Source organism: Acinetobacter sp. SFD (genome assembly GCF_001647575.1).
Taxonomy (GTDB): domain Bacteria; phylum Pseudomonadota; class Gammaproteobacteria; order Pseudomonadales; family Moraxellaceae; genus Acinetobacter; species Acinetobacter pecorum.
Map to the genome: position 1 here is coordinate 258,682 of NZ_LSZJ01000012.1, position 17,558 is coordinate 276,239.

At 41.0% G+C, this 17,558-nt stretch carries 21 protein-coding genes and 1 pseudogene; 13 read left to right on the forward strand and 9 right to left on the reverse strand.

Translation table 11 applies throughout. The annotated features are described in order from the left end of the window. Window positions 1-8: 8 nt before the first annotated feature. Complete coding sequence (locus tag AY605_RS08885) at window positions 9-248, forward strand: hypothetical protein (protein WP_064096049.1); 240 nt, start codon at window positions 9-11, stop codon at window positions 246-248. A 430-nt stretch (window positions 249-678) separates the two neighbouring features. Here the strand turns inward: AY605_RS08885 and AY605_RS08890 are convergent. Next, window positions 679-1,685: pseudogene (locus AY605_RS08890) on the reverse strand (IS1595-like element ISAcsp6 family transposase). 395 nt (window positions 1,686-2,080) lie between these two features. On the opposite strand from AY605_RS08890, the gene AY605_RS08895 reads away from it, so the two are divergent. The 3 genes from AY605_RS08895 (at window position 2,081) to AY605_RS15330 (ending at window position 4,096) form a co-directional block, all read left to right on the forward strand. After that, the gene (locus AY605_RS08895) at window positions 2,081-2,932 is read left to right on the forward strand and encodes a 3'(2'),5'-bisphosphate nucleotidase CysQ family protein (protein WP_064096050.1); all 852 of its coding nucleotides are present in this window, start codon (window positions 2,081-2,083) and stop codon (window positions 2,930-2,932) included. Between the two features lie 60 nt (window positions 2,933-2,992). Next, entirely contained in the window at window positions 2,993-3,733 is a 741-nt protein-coding gene (locus tag AY605_RS08900; RefSeq protein WP_064096051.1) for a histidine phosphatase family protein, read from the forward strand. A 237-nt stretch (window positions 3,734-3,970) separates the two neighbouring features. After that, window positions 3,971-4,096, forward strand: coding sequence for a hypothetical protein (locus AY605_RS15330; protein ID WP_257220449.1), 126 nt, complete (start codon window positions 3,971-3,973; stop codon window positions 4,094-4,096). Between the two features lie 192 nt (window positions 4,097-4,288). Here AY605_RS15330 and rpsT read toward each other — a convergent pair whose 3' ends face one another. After that, window positions 4,289-4,558, reverse strand: a complete 270-nt coding sequence (gene rpsT / locus AY605_RS08905; RefSeq protein ID WP_005096723.1) for a 30S ribosomal protein S20 — start codon at window positions 4,556-4,558, stop codon at window positions 4,289-4,291. A 214-nt stretch (window positions 4,559-4,772) separates the two neighbouring features. Between rpsT and AY605_RS08910 the strand changes: the two genes are divergently transcribed. From AY605_RS08910 to AY605_RS08920, 3 genes are all read left to right on the forward strand, one after another. After that, on the forward strand, window positions 4,773-5,438 hold the full coding sequence (locus tag AY605_RS08910) for an NAD(P)H-binding protein (RefSeq protein WP_064096052.1): 666 nt from the start codon (window positions 4,773-4,775) through the stop codon (window positions 5,436-5,438). Between the two features lie 12 nt (window positions 5,439-5,450). Then, a complete protein-coding gene (gene rraA / locus AY605_RS08915; protein WP_064096053.1) occupies window positions 5,451-5,960 on the forward strand; it encodes a ribonuclease E activity regulator RraA in 510 nt (169 codons plus the stop codon). Window positions 5,961-6,061: 101 nt separating this feature from the next. Continuing rightward, window positions 6,062-6,841: a glutathione S-transferase N-terminal domain-containing protein gene (locus tag AY605_RS08920; protein WP_064096054.1), complete on the forward strand. Its 780-nt coding sequence runs from the start codon at window positions 6,062-6,064 to the stop codon at window positions 6,839-6,841. Between the two features lie 75 nt (window positions 6,842-6,916). Here AY605_RS08920 and AY605_RS08925 read toward each other — a convergent pair whose 3' ends face one another. The 3 genes from AY605_RS08925 to AY605_RS08935 are packed head-to-tail and all read right to left on the reverse strand — an operon-like array spanning window position 6,917 to window position 9,091. Beyond that, window positions 6,917-8,086 carry a cupin domain-containing protein gene (locus AY605_RS08925; protein WP_064096055.1) on the reverse strand — a complete coding sequence of 390 codons (1,170 nt, stop codon included), beginning with the start codon at window positions 8,084-8,086 and terminating at the stop codon, window positions 6,917-6,919. Between the two features lie 28 nt (window positions 8,087-8,114). Beyond that, window positions 8,115-8,708 (reverse strand): Maf family protein, encoded by a 594-nt coding sequence (locus tag AY605_RS08930; protein WP_064096056.1) that lies wholly within the window; start codon window positions 8,706-8,708, stop codon window positions 8,115-8,117. Continuing rightward, window positions 8,708-9,091 carry a DUF2237 family protein gene (locus AY605_RS08935; protein ID WP_004279857.1) on the reverse strand — a complete coding sequence of 128 codons (384 nt, stop codon included), beginning with the start codon at window positions 9,089-9,091 and terminating at the stop codon, window positions 8,708-8,710. The genes AY605_RS08930 and AY605_RS08935 overlap by 1 nt, the downstream gene beginning before the upstream one ends. 139 nt (window positions 9,092-9,230) lie before the next feature. On the opposite strand from AY605_RS08935, the gene AY605_RS08940 reads away from it, so the two are divergent. The 4 genes from AY605_RS08940 to AY605_RS08955 all read left to right on the forward strand — a co-directional run bounded on the left by AY605_RS08940 (window position 9,231) and on the right by AY605_RS08955 (window position 12,946). Continuing rightward, on the forward strand, window positions 9,231-10,418 hold the full coding sequence (locus AY605_RS08940) for a phosphoglycerate kinase (protein ID WP_064096057.1): 1,188 nt from the start codon (window positions 9,231-9,233) through the stop codon (window positions 10,416-10,418). Window positions 10,419-10,568: 150 nt separating this feature from the next. Beyond that, window positions 10,569-10,847, forward strand: a complete 279-nt coding sequence (locus AY605_RS08945) for a hypothetical protein (RefSeq protein WP_064096058.1) — start codon at window positions 10,569-10,571, stop codon at window positions 10,845-10,847. 120 nt (window positions 10,848-10,967) lie between these two features. Next, window positions 10,968-12,005 carry a class II fructose-bisphosphate aldolase gene (fba, locus tag AY605_RS08950; RefSeq protein WP_064096059.1) on the forward strand — a complete coding sequence of 346 codons (1,038 nt, stop codon included), beginning with the start codon at window positions 10,968-10,970 and terminating at the stop codon, window positions 12,003-12,005. 86 nt (window positions 12,006-12,091) lie between these two features. After that, window positions 12,092-12,946, forward strand: coding sequence for a DMT family transporter (locus AY605_RS08955; protein WP_064096060.1), 855 nt, complete (start codon window positions 12,092-12,094; stop codon window positions 12,944-12,946). Here AY605_RS08955 and AY605_RS14925 read toward each other — a convergent pair. Together AY605_RS14925 and nfsB are read right to left on the reverse strand one after the other, a co-directional pair. After that, window positions 12,909-13,136: a hypothetical protein gene (locus tag AY605_RS14925; protein WP_081406359.1), complete on the reverse strand. Its 228-nt coding sequence runs from the start codon at window positions 13,134-13,136 to the stop codon at window positions 12,909-12,911. The genes AY605_RS08955 and AY605_RS14925 overlap by 38 nt on opposite strands. Before the next feature lie 107 nt (window positions 13,137-13,243). Then, window positions 13,244-13,897 (reverse strand): oxygen-insensitive NAD(P)H nitroreductase, encoded by a 654-nt coding sequence (gene nfsB, locus AY605_RS08960; protein WP_064096061.1) that lies wholly within the window; start codon window positions 13,895-13,897, stop codon window positions 13,244-13,246. A gap of 243 nt (window positions 13,898-14,140) precedes the next feature. Between nfsB and hpaI the strand changes: the two genes are divergently transcribed. Together hpaI and AY605_RS08970 are read left to right on the forward strand one after the other, a co-directional pair. Continuing rightward, window positions 14,141-14,935: a 4-hydroxy-2-oxoheptanedioate aldolase gene (gene hpaI, locus AY605_RS08965; protein ID WP_064096062.1), complete on the forward strand. Its 795-nt coding sequence runs from the start codon at window positions 14,141-14,143 to the stop codon at window positions 14,933-14,935. Window positions 14,936-15,557: 622 nt separating this feature from the next. Beyond that, entirely contained in the window at window positions 15,558-15,779 is a 222-nt protein-coding gene (locus AY605_RS08970; RefSeq protein ID WP_171254949.1) for a transposase, read from the forward strand. Window positions 15,780-15,809: 30 nt separating this feature from the next. Here AY605_RS08970 and AY605_RS08975 read toward each other — a convergent pair whose 3' ends face one another. Continuing rightward, window positions 15,810-16,529, reverse strand: coding sequence for a UDP-2,3-diacylglucosamine diphosphatase (locus tag AY605_RS08975; protein WP_064096064.1), 720 nt, complete (start codon window positions 16,527-16,529; stop codon window positions 15,810-15,812). A 135-nt stretch (window positions 16,530-16,664) separates the two neighbouring features. Next, window positions 16,665-17,174 (reverse strand): peptidylprolyl isomerase, encoded by a 510-nt coding sequence (locus AY605_RS08980; protein WP_064096065.1) that lies wholly within the window; start codon window positions 17,172-17,174, stop codon window positions 16,665-16,667. Between the last annotated feature and the right edge of the window lie 384 nt (window positions 17,175-17,558).

Consider the following 17,558-nt stretch of genomic DNA (forward strand, 5'->3'; position numbering starts at 1 on the left):
GAATAAAAATGGATGCTGATTTTCAAAGTGTCGTTAATCTAGGAGTGCCATCAGGTCCTCAACCCACACATTTAATTGCTTACATGCAGAACGGTGAAATTAAGACAGTCGAACTCAAAAATGCTTCTGTCGGACTGGCAGAACATGGTGGAACTGATCTAGAGCAGATTTCTAAAGAAGTCATGAGTTATCTTGATTTAAAAGAGGATATTAAGATTATCGCTATTACTGATTTAGGAATGCATTAATTTTCTTAGCCAAGAAATTATATTTTTACTAGGCTGTGTTTTAAGAATACGTTGATTTAAGAAATGAAACTATGATTTTCATTTGTAAAACTCATAGTTTTATTTTTAATTAAGGCAATAAATTAATTTTTTATAAAAAATCTAATTTACGAAAATTTTCCAAACCCATCTAAATATATTTCCAATAAAATTTGGAAATAAATAACCTATAATGAAGCAAGAAATTATAGTGATAATAACTATTTTAACTGAACTAAATGAAGTGCTGAGATAAAATGATGTAAAAATCGCCAATCCCAATCCTAGAATAACCCCACCTATTGAGTAATACAGTGCCGTTATTAATCGCTCTTGATTATTCATTCCCCATCCTCAGAGTAATTTTTTTATTAATATAAAATCACAAGTGCTTGATTTATTTTGAATTACATCAAATCGGTACACATGGTCTTTTTGAAATATCAATAGATTTACTTAAACAGATAGTATCTCTAATGTACTCAATTAAAATTAAATTTTTATTCTCAATCGTATCTTTATAAAAATTAACGAAATTATGATACACAAGATAGTTATTCAAATATTTTGTTGCTACTCCTTTAAATGTATTAATAATCATAGCTTTTAAGCAACTATGATAATTATTAATGGTTTGAATATTAAATATACCTTTAGAGCGCTTATCGGTATCAATGCGTATATGATTCAGATTCATATCATTTGATAGCTTTTGATATGGGCGCAGGGAATCAGTAACAAAAATCGACTCAGTTTTAATTTTTCCATCTAAAACCTTTTGTACATCCGATAAAGTTGGGCGACCAAGATTAGATATTTTAGCAATAGATAGCCCACTGAGATTTACACCACAGGTAACACAGACCTGCTCTTGAGATATTCCTCGTTTGGTTGCTTTTGTCCCTCGCTGATGCGCTGGGCGTGGCAACATAAAGTGTTTATGATTACCTTTGTAAGATATAGTCGTATATGTTTCATCTGCTTGTACTACCCCATACAATTCAACTTCATCCATCATTTTTTGTAAGGCATCAAGTATTTTATGTCGCCAAGCAAATGCTGTTGCAATGTTGATTTTACAAATTCGAGCGCTTTTGCGAATTGAGTATTTCTCTAAAAAGCACTCAATATATTTATCCCAAACATCTATACTTTTATGAGTCTTATATAGAATAGTACCTGTTTGTTCTACAAAGGATTTTTTACAAATCCTACATAAATAGCGTTGATTGTTATTTTCTTTTCCATTCTTTACAAAATGTTTAGACTCGCAATGCAAACAACAAGAAATTTTTTAGGTTGAATAACTTTTTTAATATTATCTTTTGCTGATACAGACAATAAGAAAGCTTGCTTATCATGCTCAGAAAGATTGCTAAATAATTGTTTTATAACATCAAGGTTTTTAGTAACATCCATAATGTATCACCTTGCCAATCACTATTTAGCTTTAAACATATCGCACAAATATTAATCAATCAACGATTATTTAAAACACAGCCTTTTACTAAAGCTCGGATGGTGGTACTTATCCGGGCATTTTTATCTTAAAAAAATAATACAAAATCGCGATAGTCGATGGGCGTCTGCAGTCAATCTAGCGGGTAATACGGGTATGCAAATAGAATTGAAATCGTAGCAAAGTCCTCCAGTTAAGAGTTTCTATCTATTATGAATGTAAGTATGTTTTTGAATATATGTATAAAATTAAATAATAAATAAAAATATATCTAAATTAATATTTTGAAACTCTATCCCTGCCTATTGAAAAATATGTTAGGTTTTTCAGAGCATTTGAGAGATTCAGGTTTTCTATGTTTAGAGCAACAGCAGCGCCACAAGACCCGATGGTTTTACAGTTCGTGCCCATTTTGACCCAAGCTTGTGAAATTTTGCGAGAAGAATATCAGCGTTATTGTTCTGGTGCAGCTTTTGATGTCATTAAAAAGGATGATAATTCTCCGGTGACTCAGGCAGATTTTCGGGTTAATACTTATCTGACTCGGGCTTTGGCGGAGATTTCAGACTTACCTTTATTGTCTGAAGAAGGGCAAGAGCATGAACGCCGCTCATGGACAGAATTCTGGTTGCTTGATCCGCTAGATGGAACCAAAGAGTTTTTGCACCAACGGCCTGAATTCACCATTAATTTAAGTCTGGTCAGAGGCAGTTTAACCACTTTTGCCATATTGGCGGTTCCTGAGCAGCAACTGATTTATTTCTGTCCAGAGCAGGGATTGCCTTATAAATATGATATTCGAACTATGGCCTGGTTCGAATATGAAACGTCTTTGACAACCAAAATACTTTCTGTAGGTTTGAGTCAAAGCAGCCAGCAGAAACCGAAATATACCGAGTATTTGCAAAGTCTGGCCAAGCTTACTGACTATACGGAATTTAAAGCGGGTAGTGCCTATAAATTTTGCCTGATGTTAGAAGATCAGGTGGATATCTATCCACGGTTTCATCCGACCTCGGAATGGGATACCAGTGCTGGTCAATGTATGCTCGAACGGATTGGTGGTGGCCTGGTCGATTTTAAAGGCCGTCCATTTACCTATAATCATCGGAATACCTTGCTGAATGGCGGATTCATTGCCTTTAAAAATAATGAGATGAAAAATATTGCATTGCAGGCAGTGTCTGACATGCAGACTGAGCATTGAGCAAAATCCTGAGCATGTTATAGTGGTAATTAAGCTATTACAAATCCACTAGGCTGTAACGTGTCCCTGAAACTGCTTCCTCCGAGTATGTTGAGTGCAATTGATCTATTGCCCGATGTACAGACGCCTGTCACCTTATTCACACGACATTCGATTCGTGAGGATGTGCGGGGTCAGGGTTTAGCAGGTTATGACCTGCAACTGACCAGTCAGGGACGGGATCTGGCGCAAGAATGGGGCGCTTATCTGGCTGATCAGACGGATCGCATGATTCATCACTGTATTTCGAGTCCGATCCAGCGCTGTATCGATACCGCTGCCCTGATGATTGAAGGGGCAGATGCGGTTACTCCTGAGCAAAATACCCATAACATTGAAATTATAGAGCAGGGGCTTCTGGTTGAGCCGGGCAGTTTTGTGCTGGATATTCAAAAAGCCGGACCTTATTTCGCCAAGCAGGGTGCGCTCGGCTTCATTAACAGTTTTGTCAATAATGCCTTGCCGGGGATGAAACAGCCGATTCATGGTGTGGTGGATGTGCTGGAACTGATTTACAACACTCATCCGCAAAATAAATATGGATTGAGTCTGGCCGTCAGCCACGACACCATTTTGGCAGCAATGATTGCGGTGATGTCGGGACGTCAGGATGTTAGTCGGGAAGACTGGCCAAAAATGATGGAAGGGTTATTTGTCTGGTTCGAGGGAGATATATTTTTAGAGTCCAAACTAAAATGGATCTGGCGTGGTCAGGTACATGAACTGGATATTGCTGATTTTAAGCGCTCGCAGACTTCTTAAATAAAATTATTTTATCCAAGACTCAATTGTTCGCAGCAATTGAGTTTTTTATTTTTAGCTGGAAAATTTATAAAGATGCTGAACTTCTGTATTGATCATCAACTATAAGTCAGTCTAAAACGTTAAAGAGTAAATTCTAAAATAGCATTTTTTACATTTATAAGATAAAAGTTCAATAATGTAACGCTGAAAATTATCTATGCTTGATAGATATGGAAATCTTCTTGAGAAAAAATTATGAAAATTATTACAGTTTTAAGCCTGATCGCGATTTTGGGTTTAACCGCATGTCAAAAACGGGACACTGACAATTCGAAACAGGACAAAACGACTTCGCCATCCTCTATGGATAAAGATCGATAAGTTAAAAGAACTTGAAAATAGAAATATGACTTGGTTTTGAATTTATTAAATAGTTATCTAATCTCAGCATGGTATTGGCAGGTTAAATACATCAGCCAGGCGGTATGATATGAAGATTGATATTTTTTTTCTTTAAATTTTCTAAATTTCAGATACAAAAAAAGCCCTAAAAAGGGCTTTTCTTATTTGCGATTAGTTAGAAGCTAGTGCTTTAACTTGCGCGTTCAAGCGGCTCTTGTGACGAGCTGCTTTGTTTTTATGGATGATGCCTTTGTCAGCCATGCGGTCGATTACTGGAACAAGCGTTTTGTACGCTTCAGTAGCAACAGCATAGTCATTAGTGCTGATAGCAGCTAATGTACGTTTAAGATAGGTACGAACCATAGAACGCAAGCTTGCGTTGTGTTTGCGTGCTTTAACGTTTTGACGAGCACGTTTTTTAGCTTGAGCAGAGTTTGCCACTCGTGCACTCCTTGAAATTGATTGGTCTGGGCGGGCTGAAACTCAACTGAAAACCAACATCAGAGGAATTATCACCAGCCCGTAAACAAGTGCCATATTCTGATTAAACTAAGCACCGAAGTCAAGTCTTGACATGCTTTGACAACATTTTAGATGCAGAAAAATTCTAAAGAAAACGTTAGATTAGTATTCCACCTAGGAGATCGTATAAAAAATGACTAAATCACTGACTCATCCCGTTGTTATAGGTGCCACCGGATTGGTAGGGAAACAACTAATAAAACGTTTGCAGGAAGAACCCACTTGCCAGCAGATTACTGCAGTGGTCAGAAAATATCAAAAAGATCTGGATGCTCTGGATAAAGTTCAACAACTGGTATTAGAAGATTTCCTGATGCTGAATGATCAGGATGTCAGCCAGCATAGCCATGGCTTTAGCTGTCTGGGTAGTACCATGAAAAAAGCCGGATCCAAACAGGCATTTTATAGTATTGACTATACGATAAACGCACACTTTGCAGAGCTATTGCAACAGACTTCAGCGCATTACCTGCTGCTGAGTGCGATGGGCGCCAATTCGCAATCACATTTTTACTATAACCGGGTTAAAGGCGAACTGGAGGATTATGTGCAAACATTGACCCTGGATAAAATCAGTCTGATTCGGCCTTCATTGCTTATTGGTGAACGTCCAGAACAGCGTTTTCTAGAAGATATCGCGCAGCAGGTTTACCATAAAGTATCGCGTTTTATTCCTGACAATTTTGTTTACAAGCCAGTGACGGCTGAACAGGTCGCTCATACTATGGTCGAGGCTGCGCTGACCCAGACGGTAAAATTTGAAATTTATGATAATTTACGTATACAAAAAATGAAATGAGGGGAAAACACCGTGTCTACAGCAGCATTTGTTACCTGTGACTTGTTAGATGACCATCCTGAGCTAGAGCTTCAAGTAGTTACACCTTGTCTGGACGGTAAATTTTTTAAGAGTTATGGAGCTCGAAAAACTTTTGGCGGTCAGATTGTGACAGTAAAATGTTTTGAAGATAATTCACGCGTGAAAGAGTTGTTAGCCACAAATGGAACCGGCAAGGTACTGGTGGTAGATGGTGGTGCATCAATGCGCTGCGCCTTGATGGGTGACCTGATTGCAGAGTCAGCCGTAAAAAATCATTGGAATGGTGTAATTATTTATGGTTGTGTGCGTGATGTCGATGCAATCGCTGGACTTGATCTTGGTGTGCATGCCTTAGCTGCGATTCCGCAAAAGAGCAACCGTAAAGGCATTGGCGAAGTTGATATACCACTGTACTTCGGTGGCGTTACCTTTCAATCAGGTGAATACGTCTATGCAGACAATAATGGTATCGTTTTGTCTAAAGAAAAACTGGTGGACTAATCCTGTTTATTGAAAACATACAAAAATCAGCTATAACGTGAAAGTTCGGCAGTTTAGATTGCAGCTTTCACGGCTTTAAAATAATAAAGAGGATAGACGATATGTTAGGTCATCAGATCAAAGTAGCACAGGCATTGGCATCTGCATTTCTGGAAGGCGGTCGAGGAACGACTGGAACCCCGTTTCCAAACCAGCCTGAAAAGCCGCTAAAGCTTTATGAATACGAAGGCTCACCATTCTGTCGCCGTGTGCGTGAAGTGATGACTTTACTGAACCTCGATTACGAAGTGTATCCATGTCCACGAGGTGGTAAACGCTTTCGTCCTGAAGTAAAACAGCAGGGCGGTAAACTTCAGTTCCCATTTTTAGTGGATGAAAACACGGGAGATAAGCTGTACGAATCTCAGGATATTATTCACCACCTGTTTAAGCATTATGGCAAAACCGGTAAAACCCCAGCCAAATATGCAAATTATCCAAAAGTGCCAGTTGCCGCCATTGCCGGTACAATGGTGAACGGCCTGCGCGGTGGTATGGCGAAACCCTTAAAGAAAGATAAACCTGCACCTGCACAGCTTCTTGAACTATGGGGCTTTGAAGCCAGTCCATATACCCGTATTGTCCGTGGGGTATTGTCTGAGCTAGAAATTCCCTATATCTACCATAATGTAGCGAAAGAGCGCTGGCAGGATCAGGGTCTGGCAAAACTGCGACTAAAACCGGGTAAATATGAACCATTGCCGGGCGGTAAGCGTGAACATGTCTTAGAAGTGATGGGAAATAATATTCAGGTACCTTATCTGGTCGACCCGAATACCCATGTAAAAATGTTTGAATCGAAAGATATTGTGGATTATCTAAAACGTCAGTATGGCTCTTAATTTTCGTAATTTTTTAATAAAGAATTTCCTAAGCGATAAATAAAAAGAGGATCAAATGATCCTCTTTTTTGTCTTTTATTCTTCTTCAGCAGGTGGAACCAGCATGAGAATTGATTCATTGAGCAGATCTGCCAGATCTTCCAGCATATCTTCATCAGTAAAGTCCAGATCAAGCATCACAGACTCGCCATTGGCGATCAGCTTGAGTTTTTCTGCAAATGTCTCTGAGACACATAAACCTTCACCATTGCCCCAGAACATTACTTCACCATCTTCTTCAGTATAAAGCAGGCGTGATGCAGGCTCGAGCATAATGCTATAACCTTGATCCAATGCCTCTTCCAGGTCGCCCGTACCAATTTCCTCAGCTTCCGGAAGGTTTTCTGGGTATTTGGGTTCAGACATCAGGCTCATAATGGCATCTTCAAGTACATTGGAGTTATGCAGCTGCTCCATGATTTTGTCTTTCAGATATTCAAGCTCATTGCCTGTGACTTCACCGGCAGCACTGATTTGATCACGAATGATGTCAGTTAGAGGATTGCGTAAAGCTTCATTTTCGGCAAACTTGTCGCCGACGCGATCCATCATTTCACTGACATTCGGCATACGGAAACCGAAAGAATAAGTCAGGCAGTCATCTTTAGCTACGCCGTAGTGTGAAAGCCCAGGTGGAACATAGAGCAAGTCGCCAGGTGCTAACACTTCATCAAAATTAACTTCCATTTCTGGTAACAGTTTGAGTGGTTGACCCGGAACGAATGGAGTTTCGGCATCACACATTTGCCCAAGCTGCCAGCGACGGTGGCCATAGCCTTGTACCAGAAATACATCATAGAAGTCGAAATGTTTACCGACTGAACCGCCTTGCGGTGCATAAGACACCATAATGTCATCGCGACGCCATTGTGGAATAAATGGGAATTTTTTCCAAAGTGCCGACAGGTCAAATGAATAGTGATCTACAGCCTGAACCAAAAGTGTCCAGAGCTTGGGCATCTTCTGGAAATCTGCTTTGAGTAAAGGCGAAGATTTCACGCTCCACTGATTCGGATCACGATCTTTCTGCTTGATGAGACGGGCAGTGACATGTTCTTCAAGCGCAAGTTCCATCACATCATTGGGTTCAAGCAAACTGACGATTTCAGGCATCGCATTACGCACCAGTAAAGGTTTCTTTTGCCAGTATTCGCTAAGGAATTGTTCAGCGGTCATACCGCCTAATACGTCTAAAGGTTGAGACATAGGTTACAGCCTGAATTTAAAGGGGAGATTAAGGAACCAAAATTTTTAATTCACGAAGAATATGACAGAGCTTGATCATTGGCATGCCCATGAGCGTGGTCTGATCTTGTCCGATCATTTCTTCAAACAAGCTGATGCCGAGGCTTTCACATTTGAAACTGCCTGCACAATGTAACGGCTGTTCAATTTCGATATAGCGCTCGATTTCGGCCTGAGACAGTTTACGAAACTTGACTTTATAGTGTTCAACCAGACTTTGTTCAAAACCGGTCGATAGCTGCTGCACACTGAGCGCCGTACTGAAATATACAATCTTGTCTGAGTTGGCTTGTAGCTGGCGAATAGCTTTTTCAGTCGTTAACGGTTTACCGATAAAAATATCTGGTGCACCTTCACGCCATGCCACCTGATCCGAGCCGATCACAATCGCTTCTGGATTCTGTTCAGCAATATATCTGGCTTTCTCGAAAGCCAGTCGTTGTGCCAGATCATCTGCATGATTTTCCCCGCGAGGAGACTCATCAATATCCGGAACTACGGAAATATAATCAATATGCAAACGATCCATCAACTCTTTACGGGTTTGGCTGGAGGATGCCAAGATAATCTGTACAGAATTCATTAGACAGCATATTCCTCAAGAATATTTAACGGTACATAGGCCAGAACAGCTTTGTGACAGGCTTGCAGCTTGATCGGTGGTGCCTGACCGGCTTCATAGGCTTCGACCCAGCGCGTCACGCAGATACACCAGAAATCGCCAGGCTGCAGGCCGGGGAAGTCCAGCTCTGGCAAAGGTGTAATCAGATCATTGCCCACTTTTTGGGAAAAATTCAGAAATTCCGACGTCATCTGCGCACATACCGTATGTTGCCCCAGATCAGTGGTTGCAGTATGGCAAAAGCCATTGCGGAAATACCCGGTAATCGGATCGAAGCAACAGCTGGACAAAGGCTCACCTAACACGTTCAAACGGTTAAGATTTGGATCAGGATGTATCGACATAGGGACTGAATCTAAAAGAGGCTTTTTTCTATCATAACAAAACTTTGGCATTCATAATGATTTCTGCAAAAGATGCTAACCTTTTTCTGCATAATCATTTAAAATCGGCTGGTTTTAATATCTATAAAGTGAGCTCTACATGAACTTTCAGCGTATGACTGACCTCGATTTAGCAGGTAAACGTGTTCTGATCCGTGAAGATTTAAACGTTCCTGTTAAAAATGGTGTGATCACCAGCGATGCGCGTCTTCGTGCAGCATTGCCAACGATTAAAGCAGCACTAGAAAAAGGCGCTGCAGTAATGGTGTATTCTCATCTGGGTCGTCCGGTTGAAGGTGAACCTAAGGCTGAACAGTCACTTGCTCCTGTAGCGGCTTACCTGACTGAAGCTTTGGGTCAGGACGTGAAACTGTTCACTGACTATTTAGATGGCGTTGATGTTCAGCCAGGTCAGGTCGTTCTGCTTGAGAACTGTCGTTTTAATGTGGGTGAAAAGAAAAATAACCCTGAGCTTGCAGCAAAATATGCAGCACTTTGCGACGTATTTGTAATGGATGCCTTTGGTACAGCGCACCGTGCAGAAGCATCTACTGAAGGTGTAGCGCGTTTAGCAAAAGTTGCAGCAGCAGGTCCTTTATTGGCAGCTGAACTGGATGCGCTTGGCCGTGCACTGAAAACTCCAGAAAAACCAATGGTAGCGATTGTTGCAGGTTCTAAAGTTTCAACCAAACTGGACGTTTTGACTTCACTGTCTGATATCTGTGATCAATTGATTGTGGGTGGTGGTATTGCCAATACATTCCTTGCTGCAGCGGGTTATAACGTAGGTAAATCATTGTGTGAAAAAGACCTGATCGATACAGCAAAAGCCATTGCTGCAAAAGTATCAGTTCCGCTTCCTACTGACGTTGTGGTTGCAGATGCCTCTGAAATCAACTTTGAAGATTTCTTGGGTTCATTGGCTACAGCCAAAGCAACGGTGAAAAATGTTGCAGATGTTGCTGATAACGACATGATTCTAGACGTTGGTCCGGAAACTGCGAAAGCATTTGCAGAAATCCTGAAAACATCTAAGACGATTCTTTGGAATGGTCCGGTAGGCGTATTTGAAGTAGATCAATTCGGTGAAGGTACTAAAACCTTATCTTTAGCAATTGCTGAATCAGAAGGTTTCTCGATCGCAGGTGGTGGTGACACTCTGGCTGCGATTGACAAGTATGGAGTGGCTGACAAGATTGGCTATATCTCGACGGGTGGTGGTGCATTCCTTGAGTTTGTTGAAGGTAAAACACTTCCTGCAGTTGCAGTGCTATTGGAACGTGCTTAAGTGTAGGGTCTGATTTAAAAAGCTGGCATGATGCCAGCTTTTTTTATTTTTATAGACCAGAGATTCTGAATCCGTTCATCATTTGGTCATTAAAATGCAATAAACCTGTCATATGATGCAGACCATGAGTCAACAGAACGAGATCTCCTGATGAAACAGCAACTCACTTTAGCTGCATTACTGGCAGCATCTTTGGCCTTAACCGCATGTGCGAAACAGGAAAGTGCCCCAGAATCTGAAGTAGAAGGTTCAGCACCTGTTGCTGCAGAAACCGTAAGCCCAGAACACCAGGCAGCAATTAATGCCATTGATAAGCCGGTTCTGGATGAAAAAAATATGGATGTCCCGCCTGAAATTGCTAATGCGTCGGCAGATGCAGCTACACCAGATGAATCTGGAACCGCAGCTTCTGAGCCTGTTACACACTAAGTGAGAGTACGCAAGTAAAAATCCCTGCAAAAGCAGGGATTTTTTATAAAATATTGTATTTTTTGGCTGTATTGAAATAGTTGAACATGTAGAATATGGCCCATTACCTGGGAGGATATTATGGCTCTTATTTCGATGCGCCAGCTCTTGGATCACGCCGGCGAACATGCATACGGCGTACCAGCGTTTAACGTAAACAACTTAGAACAAATGCGCGCAATCATGCTCGCAGCAGATGCAACCAATTCACCTGTAATCGTACAGGCGTCTGCGGGTGCTCGCAAATATGCAGGTGCACCATTCTTGCGTCACCTGATTTTGGCTGCAATTGAAGAATGGCCACATATTCCAGTGGTAATGCATCAGGATCACGGTACGAGCCCTGACATTTGTCAGCGTTCTATCCAGTTGGGCTTTACTTCGGTCATGATGGACGGCTCACTGGGTGAGGATGGTAAAACGCCAACTTCATACGAATACAACGTCGACGTTACTCGCCGTACTGTACAAATGGCACATGCATGTGGCGTTTCAGTAGAAGGTGAAATCGGCTGTCTGGGTAGCCTGGAAACAGGAATGGCAGGCGAAGAAGATGGCGTAGGCGCTGAAGGCGTACTTGACCATTCTCAGCTTCTGACTTCTGTTGAAGAAGCGCGTCAATTCGTTGCAGATACCAATGTTGATGCATTAGCAATTGCAGTCGGTACTTCTCATGGTGCCTACAAGTTTACTCGTCCACCTACAGGCGATATTCTTGCGATTGACCGCATCAAAGAAATTCATGCAGCTCTGCCAAATACGCATTTGGTTATGCACGGTTCAAGCTCTGTGCCACAAGAATGGCTGGCAGTGATTAACCAGTATGGCGGTGACATCAAGGAAACATATGGTGTACCTGTTGAGCAGCTGGTTGAAGCGATCAAGCACGGTGTGCGTAAAATTAATATCGACACTGACTTACGTTTGGCGTCTACAGGTGCAATGCGCCGTATGATGGCTGAAAAACCAAGCGAATTCGATCCACGTAAATTCTTCAGTGCAACGGTTGATGCAATGAAGCAAATCTGTATTGATCGTTATGAAGCTTTTGGTACTGCAGGTAATGCAGACAAGATTCGCCCGATTTCTCTAGAGAAAATGGTTGAACGTTATAAATAATTCCTGATGAATGATTTATAAGAAGGGCCCACAGCAAATGTGGGCTTTTTTATGGATAAATAAAGATGAAAAAATAAGAGCAGCGTATGGAACTGATTTTTATTGCAGCATTATGTAGTGTTGTAGTCTCAATATTATTAAAAGTCGCCAGGAACAAGGGTTTGAGCCCGATTCACTTGATTAGCTGGAACTATGCCTCAGCTAGTCTCTTATGTTTTGTCTGGTTCAAGCCTGATATTCAGCATATTTCAATGACTCAGACACCATGGTTACTCATTTTAGCTTTGGGTATTTTGCTTCCTAGCGTATTCCTGTTTCTGGCTCAGGCTTTACAGACAGCGGGAATTTTAAAAACAGAAATTGCCCAGCGACTCTCGGTGGTTTTATCTCTGGCGGCAGCCTATTTTATTTTTCAGGAACAGTTCAATCAGCTAAAAATACTGGGTATTGCCTTGGGGATCAGTGCAGTACTGTGCATTCTGCTTTCACACCGCCAAAGTAGCGGGCAGGGCAGGCAGGGAATGTTATATTTGGGCTTGGTCTGGGTGGGTTATGCACTGATTGATGTATTGTTGAAATATACGACCAGCCTGGGTTTGCAATTTGCCGTAGCGCTTAATCTGATGTTTGTATGCGCCATGATTCTATCGATGCTGTATCTACTACTCAAATATCATCATCTGGGGTCCGGCAAGGACATCGGCTTAGGCCTGCTACTGGGCGTACTGAACTTCGCCAACATCGCCTTTTATGTCAAGGCACATATGCTGCTTAAAGATACACCGGCAATCGTGTTTGCCGGCATGAATATTCTGGTAGTCATTTTTGGTGTAATTGCAGGGTTGCTGATCTTTAAGGAGCGCCTCAAACCTGCAAGCACGGTAGGATTAATCCTAGGCGTGATCAGTGTGATTTGCCTAGCTTATGCAATGTCTGTCTAACATAGGAAGAGGCAAATTCAAGCGGATAACGCAGCAGGTCTTGTTTTTCTGCCCGTCCCAGCAGCAAGCCGGCCTGTTTGCAGTCGGGACAATGCGGATAACGATACTGGGAATGCGCATAATGGTGTAAATAGATTTTATCGCAATGTTTGCATTCGAATTTTAAGGAGCGGGAAGCTATAACAGACATGGATACCTCTAATTGTTATTCTAGTTAGATATTTGGAGAATAAAGCAAAAAATAGGCCCGAATTGATATGCAAAGGGGCACTTGGCCCCTTTTATAACATAATTTAATTACAGTTTGGTGAAAATATCTTCGGCAGGTAGGCGTGATTTAGGTAGCTTGGCATTGAAGTCATTTTCACTGCGATAGCCTAAAGTCAACAATACGGAAGGGATCAAACCCTGTTCTGCAAGTTGTAGTTCTTCACTGATAATCTCTTCATCAAAACCGCCAATCGGTGTGGCATCGATACCTTCAATTCCGGCAGCCAACAGCATCTGACCGAGTGCAATAAAGGTCTGGTTTTCCGCCCAGCGCTGAATATCTCCTTTTTCATTACGATAGTAATGTATATAGCCTGCGCGGGTATTTTTCTGGCCTTCCTTGGCAGATTCATCTTTAAAACGGCCGCTAAGATCATCACGGTTTAATAAGTTGTCTAAATGTTGCTCATTAATATCTGCTTTGGTGCAGAATAAAATGGTATGTGAAGAATCCAGAACTTTGGGTGCATTGTAGGCATAAGTGCCGACCAGGGCTTTTGCAATGCGCTTTTTGGCAGCATCATGATCCGCAATAAAAAAATGCCAAGGCTGAATATTGATCGAAGAGGGGGTAAGACGCAAAATTTCTAACAGGCGATCAAACTGGGCTGGGGGGATTTTTTTGCTAGGATCATAGGCTTTAGTGGTGTAGCGATTTTGCGCGATCTTGAGTAAATCCATCAATGGACTCCAATCTTTTCAAATAAGCAGCGGGTAGGGATTTTAACTATATACACTTTCCTATTCCCCAGATTATTACAATAAAACAGCATCTAGCAAAGCCAATTCTGACATGATCTTGAACTGTGTGTCAGCCAAACTTAGAGCTAAATCAGATTAAAAACTATTTTTTGTCTATTGGCACTTTTAAGCAAGAAGCGTTTAATAAGAGGCATCGGCAGCAACATGCAAATAGGTTAGCGGATGCAAGTGACCAATTATTTTAAACACAAACTTAAAACCCAGCAGCAAATCGGCTTATGGATTGGACTGGCCGATGCCTATGGTACCGAGATTGCAGCCAATGCAGGCTACGACTGGTTGTTGATTGATGGTGAGCATGCACCCAGTGATCTGAGAACGACCTTGTCACAACTGCAAAGTATTGCTGCTTATCCCTCGCAAGCCGTAGTACGGCCGCCCATTGGCAGCGTACAACTGATTAAGCAGCTCCTTGATATCGGAGCACAAACGCTGTTGATTCCGATGGTGGAAACTGTGGAACAGGCCGAGCTTATGGTAAAGGCAGTTCGTTATCCGCCTGAAGGGATTCGTGGTGTAGGCGCTGCGCTGGCACGTGCTACCCGCTGGAACAGTATTCCGGATTATTATCAAAGGGCTCATGAGGAAATCTGTCTATTAATTCAGATTGAATCAGTGACAGGGCTGGAAAATCTGGATGCTATTCTTCAGCTTGACGGGATTGATGGGGTATTTATTGGTGCGGTAGACTTGTCTGCGACCATGGGCTATCAAGGTGATCCAAATCATCCTGAAGTGCAAAAAGCAGTAGTAGATGCCATTCAACGTATTCGTGCTGCCGGCAAGGCCGCAGGGATTTTGTCGACCCAGCATGAAGTGACTCAGAAATATCTCGAGCTTGGTACTGAGTTTGTCGCTGTGGGCGTGGATACCAGCGTTTTGATGAATTCTTTACGTGATCTGCTAGGAAAATATAGAAAGGATATCAATGTAATTCACCTGACTGGCGGCTATTAATCAATAAGAACTTCTGAATGAATAGCTTACTTAGGTTTTGATTTATTTTTAATCAAAAACTGTCTAAGAAAGCTATTCATTCAAATATAAGAAAATCCTAATGAATCTTCAGGGAGCGGAACAGTTTTTACAAGAACAGCAAAGCATTTGAGAGAATAAGTGCCAGCAAAGACATCAATAAGTACAGAAAGCGTGTTTCATAATTCATATCTTTTTTCGCAGTTTTAAATAGTGTTGTTTTTATTGTGAATTATCAAAAAACAGCAGAATGGAACTTTCTATTCTTAGTGCTAAGCTGACTGTCGATGATATTTATTATGAACTATTTAAGATCGGGTTATGTCTAACTCATAAAATAAGATTTACAAAATAAGGGTTTAAAGCATAATTCAAATCGTTATTTGTAATGACAATGTATGTTTGCTTTCCTAAGAAATAAAGGGTATAGTGGCAAAACTTCGAGCGAGTATAGTTCTCGCTTTTATTATTTTAGCTGATTGTGATTCACTTTTGGTTCAAGCATTTAAGCTTGAATAACATCTAGTAACTACAGAATTATTATACAAATTTGGTTTTATTAATCTCTTTGTACTGTCACAAAAAGCTCATATTATGAGTAAATATTTTGAATATATTAAATGAATGGCATGTCGCCACTGCCGTAAATGGTGGTGAAATTAACGTTAAATTAGTTCCTTTAAAGCGTAAACAGAGCACTCTGGATGGTTTTATCTGGGTAGAAGTTGGAAAAATGATCCAACTGCAAACTGGTGAGGAAATCCTGTTTAATCTTGATGGTAAAAGCTTTTATACCGGTGTGAACCAGCTTTACCGTTTGTGTTAAGCAAATCTATATCTTAAAAAAAGTGGCTGATTAATATCGCCACTTTTTTAGTTTCAGCGTATTAAAATTTTGGTCTGGCTGGATTTCCAGAATTTCAGCATATTCCTGTTTCCAGTCACCCAGTACAATGCGCTTTTTATTAGCTGTTTGATGAATGGCAGCCCGATGTGTATGACCGTGAATCAGCACATCAGCTTGTTTGAAGACGGCTTCTACGGCAGATGCATTGACATCCATCACCTCATAGCTTTTTAATTGCTGTGCTTCATGGCTTTTTTTACGAAAGCCGCTGGCCAGTCTGGCACGAAAGCTGAGCGGCATTTTGCGTAATATGCCTAAAACCCAAGGATGACGAATTATTTTTCTAAACCGTTGATAGGATACATCGTCGGTACACAGAGCATCGCCATGTTCAATGCGATATCGGGTCGAGCCAATATTAAAATGGGTAATCTCTGGCAAAAGTTGTCCAGAAAATTGATCCAAAAAATCCTGACCTAAGGCAAAGTCCCGATTACCTACCAGAAAATAAACCTGATTGCCTGCTTGAGTAAACTGTTTTAATGCAATGACAATCTCGTCCAGCCATGGAGAGGTATAGTCATCGCCAATCCAAGCATTGAACCAGTCACCCAGAATATACAGGTGGGTGTTTCGATCTTGATATTCAGTTAATAAATCTAAAAACCCCCGAACAAGTCGAGGGTGATCAGGTGACAAATGTAAATCTGAGATAAACAGATAGGTCACGAATCTTTTCCTTCTTTAATTTAATCCCTCCTGATCTCCCTTTGAAAAAGGGAGGAAAACCTTATTTTGATAAAAGGTGATTCCCTCCTTTATTAAAGGACTTGCGTAGCAGTGCTACTCAGGGAGGATTTAAACTTATTCAGAAATGATTTTTGCAGATTCGATCACGACATTTTCTAGAGGAACGTCAGCGTGATAGCCACGGTTACCAGTACGCACGTTTTTGATTTCATTTACAACATCCATACCTTCAACAACTTTACCAAATACGGCATAGCCCCAACCTTGAGCAGTTTTGCCAGTGTGGTTCAGGAATGAGTTGTTTTTCACGTTAATGAAGAACTGGGCAGAAGCAGAGTGCGGAGCCTGAGTACGCGCCATTGCAATCGTACCTTCGTCATTGGTCAAGCCATTGTCTGCTTCGTTTTCGATTGCATCACGTGTTGCTTTTTCCTTGAAGTTTTCATCCATGCCGCCACCCTGGATCATGAAACCATCAATAACACGGTGGAAAATTACGCCGTCATAAAAACCGTCACGTACGTATTCTAAAAAGTTAGCTACGGTTTTAGGTGCTTTTTCAGTATTGAGTTCTAGAACAATACGACCTTTATTGGTGTTTAATTCGACTTGAGGAAAACTCATTGTGTAATCTCCTGATCATGGACAAGTGCCATGGTTTTTTCTGAATGAGTGAAGCATAAGCAAACTGCGTTCGACAAGGCAAGTAAAAACATTATTTTCTTTGTTAAAAGCATAAAAATAATACCTTATTTATACGTTGATTTATCAAGGCATTTCAAATACTGACAGACATGGCGTAATATTTCTGACAAGCATGGATTAAAACATTTTCTAATCTTTTAACGCCTGGATAGTTTGGTTATAGACAGGTTGCCGTATTTTCACTTTTTAAAATGAGTGAATTGAAATCAAATACCCGAGTTAGCGGTTGAGAGATTAATCACCTATAGTTAAACTAAGGAACTTTGTTAATGAATATACGTACAAATTGTACGATTAAATATT

Bases quoted from the DNA above. Each gene is read 5' to 3' on its own strand.
- AY605_RS08885 (WP_064096049.1), top strand. From the start codon at position 9: ATGGATGCTGATTTTCAAAGTGTCGTTAATCTAGGAGTGCCATCAGGT.
- AY605_RS08895 (WP_064096050.1), top strand. From the start codon at position 2,081: ATGTTTAGAGCAACAGCAGCGCCACAAGACCCGATGGTTTTACAGTTC.
- AY605_RS15330 (WP_257220449.1), top strand. From the start codon at position 3,971: ATGAAAATTATTACAGTTTTAAGCCTGATCGCGATTTTGGGTTTAACC.
- AY605_RS08910 (WP_064096052.1), top strand. From the start codon at position 4,773: ATGACTAAATCACTGACTCATCCCGTTGTTATAGGTGCCACCGGATTG.
- AY605_RS08920 (WP_064096054.1), top strand. From the start codon at position 6,062: ATGTTAGGTCATCAGATCAAAGTAGCACAGGCATTGGCATCTGCATTT.
- AY605_RS08925 (WP_064096055.1), bottom strand. From the start codon at position 8,086: ATGTCTCAACCTTTAGACGTATTAGGCGGTATGACCGCTGAACAATTC.
- AY605_RS08930 (WP_064096056.1), bottom strand. From the start codon at position 8,708: ATGAATTCTGTACAGATTATCTTGGCATCCTCCAGCCAAACCCGTAAA.
- AY605_RS08935 (WP_004279857.1), bottom strand. From the start codon at position 9,091: ATGTCGATACATCCTGATCCAAATCTTAACCGTTTGAACGTGTTAGGT.
- AY605_RS08940 (WP_064096057.1), top strand. From the start codon at position 9,231: ATGAACTTTCAGCGTATGACTGACCTCGATTTAGCAGGTAAACGTGTT.
- AY605_RS08945 (WP_064096058.1), top strand. From the start codon at position 10,569: ATGAAACAGCAACTCACTTTAGCTGCATTACTGGCAGCATCTTTGGCC.
- fba (WP_064096059.1), top strand. From the start codon at position 10,968: ATGGCTCTTATTTCGATGCGCCAGCTCTTGGATCACGCCGGCGAACAT.
- AY605_RS08955 (WP_064096060.1), top strand. From the start codon at position 12,092: ATGGAACTGATTTTTATTGCAGCATTATGTAGTGTTGTAGTCTCAATA.
- AY605_RS14925 (WP_081406359.1), bottom strand. From the start codon at position 13,136: ATGTCTGTTATAGCTTCCCGCTCCTTAAAATTCGAATGCAAACATTGC.
- nfsB (WP_064096061.1), bottom strand. From the start codon at position 13,897: ATGGATTTACTCAAGATCGCGCAAAATCGCTACACCACTAAAGCCTAT.
- hpaI (WP_064096062.1), top strand. From the start codon at position 14,141: ATGCAAGTGACCAATTATTTTAAACACAAACTTAAAACCCAGCAGCAA.
- AY605_RS08980 (WP_064096065.1), bottom strand. From the start codon at position 17,174: ATGAGTTTTCCTCAAGTCGAATTAAACACCAATAAAGGTCGTATTGTT.